This is a genomic window from Candidatus Izemoplasma sp. (genome assembly GCF_982632705.1).
The window spans coordinates 1-11472 of record NZ_CEXEES010000010.1; the positions used below are offsets into that span (position 1 = coordinate 1).

Here is an 11472-nt window from a genome sequence, read left to right on the forward strand (position 1 = left end):
ATATATATATAAATAACACACCATATATGGTGTGTTTTAATTAGTGTATACTTACGTTATTTGAATTATTTATGATATAATGAATTGAAATAGATGGAGGTGAGTAAATGCTTAGTATTTTATTAATTTTAGGAGTTCTTATATTTCTTGGTGTTCTATCAAATGCATTTACTATATTGGCTTTATCTGGAATGATTATAGTTGTAGGGTATAAGTTTAAAGATTTATACAAAAAAGCATATATTTTTTATAGCATTGCTTTTGTAATTACCATTCTAGGAACTATATTTTACGAAGAATATTATAGCAGAATTATCCAAGGTGGATTACTTGGATATTCATTTATCCTAGTAGTGATGTTTGTAGGAGTTCTTCCAAACAAATCCATTCTATCAAGACACATTAAACGAAATCGAGGATCATTTAGTATCCTTGGGTTTATTTTTATAAGTAGCCATGCTTTTTTACATTTGTTTACACCATTTGGGGGTGTGAACCTTTTTGGTTTAGCAGCATTTGTGATTATGGTTCCACTAACAATTATTTCGTTTAGAATTATTAGACGTGAGATAGCTCCAAAAGATTGGTTTACAATTCAAAAAGCAGCGTATGCAGTTTATATATTATTGTTTATCCATTTGTTCATGGTTTCAAATACAGAGAACAGAGTAGTGTATGCTGTTCTAGGAGCTTTATACATAAATAACAGAGTATTGAAGGAGTTAAGAAAATGAGTTTATTAGAGAAGTTTATTTATACTGTGGTTGTCTTTTTAGGTGTTTATGTAATACTTAGTTTAACACTACGTTTATTCGAGATTACTAGCAGTTATAATTCACATATGATAGGTGGAGTAGTTGGTGGGGTTATGTCAATTGGTCTGTTTATGTATTTGTTAATTAAAAAGAAGTGATTTGTTTATAATTTTTGATATATCTTTTTATAAAAAAGATACCTTGTGATAAAATTTAAAAGGCTAAATGAGGAGGAAACAAGATGGTTGAAGTATTAAGTAGAGTGCAGTTTGCGTTGACAATTGCATTTCATTTTATTTTCGTTCCACTTACAGTGGGATTGATTATAATGATCGTTGTGTTTGAATACAAGCATTACAAGACAAAAGACGTTAGATATCAAAAACTGAGTAATTATTTTAGCGATATATTCGTTATTAATTATGCGTTTGGTATTGTGACTGGTGTAGCAATGACGATTCAATTTGGAACAAACTGGGGTAAATATAGTGTAGCAATGGGTGATGTATTTGGATCACCATTAATCTTAGAAGCGGTAGTTGCGTTTTTCTTAGAATCTACATTTACTGGACTTTGGTTATTTAGAAGACATACTATGTCTAGAAAGATGCGTTTAACAACGGTGAGCTTGATTGCGGTAGGAACTACGCTTAGTGCACTTTGGATTATAACTGCCAATGGGTTTATGCAGAATCCAGTAGGGGCTACGTGGGATCCAACAACAATGAAGATGACGCTTGATAATTTTGCGAAGATTGTGTTTAATCCATATGCTTGGTATATGTTATTCCACAATCATTTGAGTGCGATTATCTTAAGTGGATTTGTTGTGTTAGCAATATCTTCTTGGCATTTATTATATGGTAAGGAAAAAGACAAAGAAGTGTTTGCCTTAGCTGGTAAATTCGCAGCTTGGACAGTATTGATTGGTGGGATCGCAATAGCGATAACAGGTAGCCAGTATTTGAACTTCTTGAATTTGGTTCAGCCAGATAAAGTAGATATAATAAACGGTGTTGTAACTGGTGGTATTAAGACAGTTGTCAGAATAGCATTTGGGGTTATGATTACATTAGGGTTTACATTTATAACGTTTAGTTTATACACGGTTATATTCTATAAAAAATACAAAAAATCACCAACGTTACAGAAATACTTTATGTATTTAGTACCACTTCCATATATAGCAATTATTGCGGGTTGGATGGTTACTGAAATGGGTAGACAACCTTGGATAATATACGGAAAAATGTTAGTAGCAGATGGTATTAGTGATGTACCAGTAAGCCAAGTTTGGTTTAGTGTAATAAGTATTACTGTATTCTATGCAATACTATTTGCGATGGACTATGTATTAACAATGAATAGAATTAAAAAAGGGTTATTAGATAAAGATGGAGGTGACAGTGATGAGTCCTGAGACATTTGCTAGTATTTTATTTGGTTTTATCTCGTTTTCATGGGTTGTTTACTTAACGCAAGAATTATTCATTACTGGATCTAGTGCACTAAATAGAGTAGTTAGTAGTAATGAAGGTGAACGAAGACAAGTTCAAGTAGCCGCAGGAATCCACTGGGATGGAATTGAAGTGTGGCTGATCGCTTCACTTACATTGACATTTGCAGTATTCCCTCTCGCATTTACAACGACTTTAACATATTTATACGTACCATTCTTCTTATTAATCTTTGCGATTATAGGTCGTGGAATTGCAATTGAAATGATTTACAAATTAGATAGTAAAAGATGGGTTAAAAACACAGTTCTAATGTGGACGATATCTAGTATCTTGATATTCTTTATATTAGGTGTTTATATATCGAATCTATTTCTAGGATTACCAATCGCATATGATAGTGTAACTGGTGTTGTTACACAAGAAGCTGGGTTTATGTCAATCTTTAATGTGACAGGAATCAGTGGTGGACTATTGTTTCTAAGTTTATCTTTGATTGGTGGTAGTGGTTGGATATCATTATCAACAGAAGGAGAACTTGGTAAAAAAGCATTTAACTTTATTAAAAAAATAGGAATTATATATACAGCTCCAGTATTTCTAATGTTAGTATTTATGGGTTTCAATAATACAGATTCTTCAATCTTTATTGGAGAATTATTTACAAAAGCACCAGTACTGTTTGCATTACCAGCAATTACAGTTCTGCTTGCACTTCTAACAACGTTGTTCGCATATAAAGAAGATAGTTTAAAAACATTTATCTTCTCATTATCAACTATGGGTGTATTCTTGATTACTGGATTCATCGGACGCTTTCCATATATGGTGGCTTCTAAAATTGATCCAGACCTGGGAATTAGAACAATAGATGCAATGGTTTCAGCTAAAACAATGAATGTTGTGTTAGTTGCTCTTTGTATTTTCTATCCGATTATTATTGGATATCAAACTTGGAAATATATTAACTTTACTAAAAAAGTTAAATTTAATGATGAGTAAGGGGGAATAAATATGGCAAAGAAATTAATGATTATGCCTTCAGCGCGTAGTCGATATGTAAAAGATGAAAACATGAAATTGATTTATTCCTTACTATTATTTATTAGTGCGATTATGATAGTAACAAATTGGTATATGTATGGGTTCATGTATGGACTGAAACTGGTTCTTATGATTCTGGTTGGTTTATTTATAACCAGAGAAATGGAAATATTATTCTATACTCATGACAAGGATATTGACCGAGCACAAGCAAAAGAACTGATTCAGAAATCATATTACAAAGTAACTGCGTTACTGTTTATATTATTAATACCTGTTGGAACTCCGCTTTGGTTAACTGGAGTTGGAGCGATAATCGCTACGTTACTTGGTAAACTACTATTTGGTGGATTCCATCATATGGTGTTTCATTCAAGTTTAGTTGGGTACATCTTCTTAACAGAAGGATGGAGAGCACTTGTAAGTGGTGTGAAGTTTACTACAGCGTTTGATAATTATTTATTAAACTTAATCTTCAATAATGATTTCTTTAATAACACATTATATATCGGAAGGCTTTTTGGTGAAGCGAGTCCTGTGTTTAATGTGGATACCTATCAAACAGCTCTTAGTAATACATCGTCGATTCCATATTCAATGGAAGCAATCATGTTAGGTCTTGTACCAGGAATTACTGTGAGTGGATTAGTGTTACTTGGTATGTTATTGTTTATGATTATCAAAAAAACAGTAAACTTTATTCTTCCTATCACAATCATTGGAAGTTTCTTGGTTACTGCGTTTATTATTGGTGATTTCAGTTTAGAATTTGTAATGTATCAGTTGTTTAGTGGAATGTTCTTATTTGTTGTTGTGTTCATAACAACAGATCCAATAACCACTCCAATCCCAACAAAAGGTAAAATAATATTTGGGGTTATTGCAGGGGCATTAACGATGATAATCAGAAATGGTGTTCAATATGAAGAAGGTGTTGTATTTGCTGTATTGTTTATGATGATGCTGACACCGATGTTGAATCAAATGCTTAAGAAGAAACCTGTAAAAAAAGTACCTAAGAAAGATGTAGGTGCTTAATATGAAGAATTTTCAAGAAAAGTATAAAACAATTTATTTCGCATTATTCTTATTCGTAACCGTAGTATTTGTAACGGTTGTTGGTTATATAGGATTTAGTATCACAAATCCTATAATCGAACAAAATAACATTGATCGAATCAATGATAATATCGCATTATTATTTAGTGTTGAAGATGGATATGTGTCTAATTTAGATCTTGATTCAAACAGTAAGTACGCTGTTAAGAATTATAAGTATGTTATTGACATTTATGAAGTATTAAATAGTGATGGTGATGTACATGCTGTTATATATAATGTATGGGCTCAAGGTAGAAATGATAAAGTGAATGCCTTGATCGCTATTGATCCATATACAGACATCGTACTCGGTGTTGTATATTACAAACATGGTGAAACACCAAACATTGGTGAAAAGCATACAAGAGAGATATACGAACCATTAAATGGTGAAGTAGCTGGGATTGAACCATTACTTGGACAATCTGTAGTTGACGAAGTATATGTTCCTGAAATATCTGGAGCGACTGTTACTTGGGGAGCAATCAATGAAATATTTGCTCAAGTAAAAACACATTATCAAGCAGAGGAGGTGCATATCGATGGCAATTAAAAAGAGAAGAATTACTCCAAAACAAAATATTTTAAAAGGGTTGTTTAAAGAAAATCCAACATTTGTATTAGTACTTGGTATGTGTCCAACTTTAGGTGTTACTACTAGTTTAGATAATGCCCTTGGAATGGGACTTAGTGTTCTAGTTGTTTTGATATTAACAAACAGTCTTATCTCATTAATAAGAAATATTGTTCCTGCTGAAATAAGAATACCTGTTTACATAGTTCTTATTGCGTTAGTAGTTACATTAATTGAATGGTTCTTAGAAGCATATGTAAATGGATTATATAATAGTTTAGGTATCTATCTACCGTTAATCGTTGTTAACTGTATTATCTTAGGTCGAGCTGAGGCGTATGCTTCAGAAAACACCGTCTTCGATAGTTTGTTTGATGCGATTGGTATGGGACTTGGATTTACATTAGGATTATCAACATTAGCATTTACAAGAGAATTGTTTGGAACGGGTGGAGTTAAGTTATTAGGAATTCAATTCTTTGATGGTACAAACGCAGCTTCATTCTTAATTACTCCTACTGGAGCATTTGTAACACTTGGATTATTGATTGGTATTATTAATACAGTGCGAATTGATAAACAGAATAAGGCAAAGGCAATCATGGATGAAAAAATACGTGTTGCACTTGCGAAGAAAAAAGCGAAACAAGAAGCCTTAGCACAAGCACAACTTGTGAAGGAGGTGGCGTAAGATGAGTGATTTAATCGCATTGGCATTTACCGCCTTTCTTGTTCAAAATATTATCTTAAATCAATTCTTAGGGATATGTAGTTTCTTAGGAGTATCTAATAAAAGAAGTAGCGCTATCGGTATGGGGTTTGCAGTGTTCTTCGTTATCGTATTATCTAGTACTGTAACCTGGACTATATACTGGAACTTATTATACCCATACGGGTTAACATTTATGAGAACGATAGTCTTCATATTAGTAGTAGCAGCGATGGTTCAAATATTAGAAATGGCGATTAAGAAATTTGCACCACCTTTATACAGTGCACTTGGTGTTTATTTACCATTAATTACAACAAACTGTACAGTACTAGGGGTAGCAATTCTTAATATTCAAAATGAATTTACATTTAGTGAAATGTTAGTATTTAGTGCATTTACAAGCTTAGGATATACTGCTATTATTATTACATTCAGTTATATCAGAGAACAAATGCATAAAGCTCCAATCCCTGAAGGATTCAAAGGAATCCCAGCTGGATTAATCGCCGCAGCGATTATGAGTTTATTATTTAAAGGATTCGTAGGTTTAATCTAATGAATATTGATTGGTTAGATTTACTAAGAGCAGTAGGTATGCTTGGAGGAATCGCGATTATTCTAGGACTGGCAATTGGTATTGCGAATAAATATCTAGAAGTAAAAGCACACCCTCTAGTAGAAAAAGTATATGATGCATTACCACATTTTAACTGCGGAGCATGTGGGACACCTGGGTGTATGGCAAATGCAGAAGAGATTGTATTTAGAAATCAACCTCTTACAAGTTGTAAACCAGGAGATGCAGTAATGAGAAAGCAAATTCAAAGTATGCTTGACGATTATAAATCAGGAAAACTTGTATTTGAGAATGATCCATTAAAAAAAGAAGAGTCTTAGGACTCTTTTTTATTTGATATTGACATTGATTTCAATCTAATCTATACTTATGTCATAGTGTACTAGTTAAGTAGTACAGTGGAGGTGCTTTATGAAAAGAGAATATTTAATTCAAAAACCAGTTTACATCATATATCTACTAACATTTCTTCTAATGTTGGTTTTTTCTTTATCCTTTATTTTGTTTGATTATGATGTACCAGGTTCAAATAGGATGCCAACTACAATAGTAAGTACTGCGACAATGATAATTGCTGGATTCCTAATATTTACTATGTTTTTACCTGGACTTATGATTTCTAATGATAATAAGATGTTCTACATCAACATAGAAGAGGGGAGAACAATGGCTCTTATATATAAATGGATTGGAGCAGGAATCGCATTAATCGTAGGAGTAATATTATATATATTGTTAGCCGAAGTTCAAATGTTCGCATTTAGAGATTTGATTTCTGGAGATGAAATGCAAGCAGATTTTATCTTTTCTAGGATACCATACGCTATTGTTATTCCAGTTATATTATATTGTGGTAAGCTACTATTTACACATTCAGTTCTTAGGCACTATGTTAACAAAACATATATTGTGTTGTTAACTATTATAATTGTGCTGTTCAGTCTAGCTGCTTTATGGGTTTATATTGTATCATTTGCTGCCAACGAAGAGCTTGGAAGTAATGTATATAATCGATTTAAATTAATTACATATCTAATAATTATTTTATCATTTGGAGTTGATTTCTATCTAATGAAATATGGTGATGTACATGATTGAGTTTAATAAGAATAGACCTATATACCTTCAAATAAGTGAAGATATTGCGAATAAAATGTTAAAAGGAAATCTTGTACCTGGTGACAAACTGCCAAGTATAAGAGAACTAGCATCTATTTATACAGTTAACCCAAATACCATTCAAAAAGTGATGCATCATCTATCTAGTTTTAACCTAGTAGAAGTAGTAAGAGGGATTGGGACAATTGTATCAAAATCAATATATATTGAAATGTATAAAAACAAGTTGATTGAAAAGGATGTATCTGAGTTCATAAAAAAAATGAAAAATCAGAACTACACATATGAAGACGCTATTACTAGGATTAAGGAGAAGTGGGATAAATGATTATACATAAGTTAGTTAAGAATTATGGTTCTAAGGAAGTGTTAAATATTGACACCCTAGATCTTAGAGAAAAAGGAATCATTGGTTTGATAGGTGTTAATGGTTCTGGTAAAACGACATTGTTTAAATGCTTGGGGAGGTATTTACAATCAAGAGTCGAACTGAATCAAAAAGTTAAGATATCCTATTTTCCAGATATGGAGCATTTCTTTAGAGTTAAGATAAGCTACTATATTGAAATACTACTCGCAAGTTATTCTGATTTTAACAAGACTACATTCTTAGAAGTTTTGGAAGAGGCAAAAATTGATTCTAATAGAACCATCAAATCACTTAGTAGAGGTGAAAAGATTATCCTGAATCTAGCAACTACAATCTCAAGAGATACTGATATGTATCTTATTGATGAATTGTTCTCTAATATTGATTTTGAATCTAGAGAATTGATCACTGAATTAATAGTTAAATATGTAAATGTAAAAGAAAAAACCATCATTATTTCAAGTCATGAAATAGATGATGTTGAACGTATACTTGATTATGCAATGGTTCTTCATAATAGAGATGTATCAAAAATAGAAACAATCAACAACATTTTATTAGAGCATGGTTCAATGCTAAAATGGTTTGAACATAAAGTTGGGGTGAACTAGATGAAAAACATACTTGCACATATACGATTTAATTTAGTAAGTAATTATGTAATATATATAGTATATGCTTGTATATCTACATCGATATATTTTTTTGGAGCTTTGATATTGTATTACCCAGAAAATTATGGATTGTTGTCTGAATTGTTTGGACTAATATTTTTAAGTAATATAATGATATATCCAGGCATTGCTTTATTTCTAATACTAAGAAAGACATCTTTACATATGACCCTAGTACTAGGTAAATCAAGGTTCATACCAGTAATAATATCAATCTTGAGTATCTACTTTTTAACAGTTATAATTTCATTAAACTTAAATGCATTAGAAGGTACTTATGGTTCACCCGAGTTGTTAGATTTGATTAGAGTTGCAATACCAAGTATGTTGATAGCTATTAATATTCATATGCTTAGCTACTATCCAATTCAACAGTTATCAAAAGAAATGGTAATTAAGACAACTGCAGTTTTACTAATTGTCTTTATTCTATACATAATTGCAACATCAATATCAATGAAGGTGTTTGAGACAGATATATATATGGCAATGAATATTGAAAAAGGGATTTCATTAGTGTTCTTCAATTTAGCACCACTAGCACTATTCATTATAGGATATAAGAAGGCAAACGTATGATTAAATATGCAAACATAAATAAGAAATACTCAAAGTTTGATTTGCAAATTAATGAGTTGATATTAGACAGTCCAGTTACAGCTATTCTAGGGCATGTTGGTTCTGGTAAAACAACTTTACTGAAAACATTAATCAAGGCAAATAACGGAACATATACAACGATATCTAATCCAGTTGTTATCTTTAAACCAGATGTGAGCCAAGTACCAAACAATTCGATAAATGTTCTTATGGGGTTTTATTCATGTTTCTATAAATTCGATAAAGACAAGGCGAAGAGATTGCTGAGACAGTTCAATATTGATTTATATACTAAATATAATAAGCACTCATATGGTCAAAAAGATATAATTACAATAATACTAACAATGTGTTCAGAAGCGGATTTATATATTTTAGATGAACCGTTTTCTAGGATTGATCCAATCAATAGAAAACTTTTAACAAATCTGTTAGTAGATGAGATTAATGATGAATCACATATATTAATCGCATCACATGAGCTTCCAAATATTGAAAGACTTGTTGATTACATATACCTACTGAAAGATGGTGAAGTAATTTCTGAAAGACATATTGATGAATTAGAGAATGAAAGTTCAATAAAAGAATGGTACAGAGAAGAATATAAAAAGACATCAAATTGATGTCTTTTTTAATTTCCTTAGTTCATAGTTTGTATATAAATAAATAATTAGTACTGCGCTCCAGTTGATGATTACAATACCCCACCATACTCCGTATATTCCTAAGCTCAATGTTGTTCCAAGGAAGAAGAACAAGATGAATGGGAATATCTGTCTATATACACCAATAATGATTGTGAATTTTGGTTTTTTGATACCTTGTAATACAGATACGTTAATATTTAGTATAACGTATGTAGTAAAGGCGATTGCTTCAATTCTTAAATAGATTGCTCCTGCACGGATAACATCAGGATTATTATCAAATAGTGAAATAAAGAATGGGGCAAACGGTACGATGATCACTGTAGCAATCAACATGATGATAACTCCGTATAAGGTTGCCTTGTTTCTTGTCTCTTTGATCCGATCATAACTCTTAGCTCCAAACGATTGTCCAACTATGCTTAACGCAGCGATATTTAATCCGATAGTTGGGATAAGAGCAATCTGTTCAATTCTCATTGAAACACCATAAGCAGCTATTGTATCACTACCACCATATCTTAGTACGAAATAGTTAATGATAAACACACCAAGCGCAATCGTTGCGGTTGATAATGTTGAAGGTATTGCCTGTGACATTAGTTCTTTTATCGTTTTAAGTTTTATAGTAGCTTCTTTATATAACTCTAGTTTAAATGCGTTAGAACGCAAAACATTGTATGTTAGATAAACTGTACCAATACCTTGTACTATTACAGTAGCTAATGCGATTCCTTGTACTCCCATTGCTGGGATGAACCAGAATCCAAGAACAAACATAGAATCAAGTAGGATGTTTACAAAGAATCCAATAATTAAAAAGTTCCGAAACGGTTTTGTATTTCCTTGTGCATTTAAGAACCCGTTGATCACATAGTTTAAAACAAAGAAAATAGTTCCAAATAATATTGTATAGGTATAATCTAATCCGATTTGAAGGACGTTTCCTTCCGCTCCAGTTAATTCAAATAGTTGTTCAATGAATAACGGAGTAATGAATGGAATAGATAGTCCAAATAGAATTCCTAAGAACAATGCATTCTTAGTATACTGATGTAGTAATAAAGAATCTTTTTTTCCGATTGCGATTGCACTTAAAGCAGTGGTACTGTTTCCAAGTCCCATACTAATTGAGATTAGTAAGAAGAAAATTGGAAAACTAATTGCCATTCCGGCAATTGCATCAGTTCCTAGATACCCTGCAAAGTAAGTATCTACAACGTTAAATAGTGTATTAAACAGAAAACCAATACTAGCTGGAATAGCGATTTTTTTAAAGTGTTTGTTTAGTGAACCTGTGACTAAATTGTTGTCATTCATTGTATCACCTCTACTTTAGTATACTTATTTTTATTTGTAATTTTTCTTAATATGCACTATAAGAATTATATCTAAGATATAAGGTAGTTCCATTAACAAATTAGTATCCTTTCATACAAGGGTTTTCATTTTTTTTTGAATTTACGTATTTTTTGTAAAAAACAGTTAAAAATACGGTATAATATAGTTAACGCAAATGATATTAACAACTTTAGGAGGAGATTATTTATGAAGCAATACGATGTAGAACATTTACGTACAATAGCAGTTGTAGGAACTACTGGAACAGGTAAAACTTCGTTCATGGAATCGGTTTTATTCGTTACCGGAGCGAAAGATAAAAAAGGAACAGTAGAACAAAAAAATACGACTTCAGATTTTACAAATGAAGAAAAAGAACATCAAGCATCAATTTCAACAAGTTTGATACCCGTTGAATACGGGGATTACAAATTTAACTTTTTAGATACTCCAGGAAATAGAGAACTTGTGAATGAAGTATATCAGGCTTTAGGTGTT

The 11472-nt window shown here is 31.6% G+C and carries 16 protein-coding genes; 15 read left to right on the plus strand and 1 reads right to left on the minus strand.

All coding sequences use genetic code 11. The features are described 5' to 3' along the window. Window positions 1-107: 107 nt before the first annotated feature. The 14 genes from AC2LE6_RS02360 to AC2LE6_RS02425 all read left to right on the plus strand — a co-directional run bounded on the left by AC2LE6_RS02360 (window position 108) and on the right by AC2LE6_RS02425 (window position 9609). A complete protein-coding gene (locus AC2LE6_RS02360) occupies window positions 108-734 on the plus strand; it encodes a hypothetical protein (protein ID WP_484477638.1) in 627 nt (208 codons plus the stop codon). After that, window positions 731-913 carry a hypothetical protein gene (locus AC2LE6_RS02365; RefSeq protein WP_484477639.1) on the plus strand — a complete coding sequence of 61 codons (183 nt, stop codon included), beginning with the start codon at window positions 731-733 and terminating at the stop codon, window positions 911-913. Before AC2LE6_RS02360 ends, AC2LE6_RS02365 begins: the two co-directional genes overlap by 4 nt. A gap of 83 nt (window positions 914-996) precedes the next feature. After that, complete coding sequence (locus tag AC2LE6_RS02370; RefSeq protein WP_484477640.1) at window positions 997-2175, plus strand: cytochrome ubiquinol oxidase subunit I; 1179 nt, start codon at window positions 997-999, stop codon at window positions 2173-2175. Next, window positions 2165-3214: a cytochrome d ubiquinol oxidase subunit II gene (locus AC2LE6_RS02375; RefSeq protein ID WP_484477641.1), complete on the plus strand. Its 1050-nt coding sequence runs from the start codon at window positions 2165-2167 to the stop codon at window positions 3212-3214. The genes AC2LE6_RS02370 and AC2LE6_RS02375 overlap by 11 nt, the downstream gene beginning before the upstream one ends. A 12-nt stretch (window positions 3215-3226) precedes the next feature. Continuing rightward, window positions 3227-4294, plus strand: coding sequence for an RnfABCDGE type electron transport complex subunit D (locus AC2LE6_RS02380; protein ID WP_484477642.1), 1068 nt, complete (start codon window positions 3227-3229; stop codon window positions 4292-4294). A gap of 1 nt (window position 4295) precedes the next feature. Continuing rightward, window positions 4296-4910, plus strand: a complete 615-nt coding sequence (locus tag AC2LE6_RS02385) for an FMN-binding protein (protein WP_484477643.1) — start codon at window positions 4296-4298, stop codon at window positions 4908-4910. Beyond that, the gene (gene rsxE / locus AC2LE6_RS02390; RefSeq protein ID WP_484477644.1) at window positions 4900-5622 is read left to right on the plus strand and encodes an electron transport complex subunit RsxE; all 723 of its coding nucleotides are present in this window, start codon (window positions 4900-4902) and stop codon (window positions 5620-5622) included. The genes AC2LE6_RS02385 and rsxE overlap by 11 nt, the downstream gene beginning before the upstream one ends. 1 nt (window position 5623) lies before the next feature. Then, window positions 5624-6199: an electron transport complex protein RnfA gene (locus tag AC2LE6_RS02395; RefSeq protein WP_484477645.1), complete on the plus strand. Its 576-nt coding sequence runs from the start codon at window positions 5624-5626 to the stop codon at window positions 6197-6199. Then, window positions 6199-6540 carry a (Fe-S)-binding protein gene (locus AC2LE6_RS02400; RefSeq protein WP_484477646.1) on the plus strand — a complete coding sequence of 114 codons (342 nt, stop codon included), beginning with the start codon at window positions 6199-6201 and terminating at the stop codon, window positions 6538-6540. Before AC2LE6_RS02395 ends, AC2LE6_RS02400 begins: the two co-directional genes overlap by 1 nt. Before the next feature lie 91 nt (window positions 6541-6631). After that, window positions 6632-7318: a hypothetical protein gene (locus AC2LE6_RS02405; protein ID WP_484477647.1), complete on the plus strand. Its 687-nt coding sequence runs from the start codon at window positions 6632-6634 to the stop codon at window positions 7316-7318. After that, window positions 7311-7667: a GntR family transcriptional regulator gene (locus tag AC2LE6_RS02410; RefSeq protein WP_484477648.1), complete on the plus strand. Its 357-nt coding sequence runs from the start codon at window positions 7311-7313 to the stop codon at window positions 7665-7667. The genes AC2LE6_RS02405 and AC2LE6_RS02410 overlap by 8 nt, the downstream gene beginning before the upstream one ends. Further along, entirely contained in the window at window positions 7664-8320 is a 657-nt protein-coding gene (locus AC2LE6_RS02415) for an AAA family ATPase (RefSeq protein WP_484477649.1), read from the plus strand. Before AC2LE6_RS02410 ends, AC2LE6_RS02415 begins: the two co-directional genes overlap by 4 nt. Then, window positions 8321-8962 carry a hypothetical protein gene (locus AC2LE6_RS02420; protein WP_484477650.1) on the plus strand — a complete coding sequence of 214 codons (642 nt, stop codon included), beginning with the start codon at window positions 8321-8323 and terminating at the stop codon, window positions 8960-8962. Continuing rightward, entirely contained in the window at window positions 8959-9609 is a 651-nt protein-coding gene (locus AC2LE6_RS02425) for an ATP-binding cassette domain-containing protein (protein WP_484477651.1), read from the plus strand. The genes AC2LE6_RS02420 and AC2LE6_RS02425 overlap by 4 nt, the downstream gene beginning before the upstream one ends. Here the strand turns inward: AC2LE6_RS02425 and AC2LE6_RS02430 are convergent. After that, complete coding sequence (locus AC2LE6_RS02430; protein ID WP_484477652.1) at window positions 9601-10953, minus strand: MATE family efflux transporter; 1353 nt, start codon at window positions 10951-10953, stop codon at window positions 9601-9603. The two genes, AC2LE6_RS02425 and AC2LE6_RS02430, sit on opposite strands and share 9 nt — an antisense overlap. A 228-nt stretch (window positions 10954-11181) precedes the next feature. Between AC2LE6_RS02430 and AC2LE6_RS02435 the strand changes: the two genes are divergently transcribed. Continuing rightward, window positions 11182-11472: GTP-binding protein (locus AC2LE6_RS02435; RefSeq protein ID WP_484477653.1), on the plus strand; the 291-nt coding region annotated here is incomplete at its 3' end.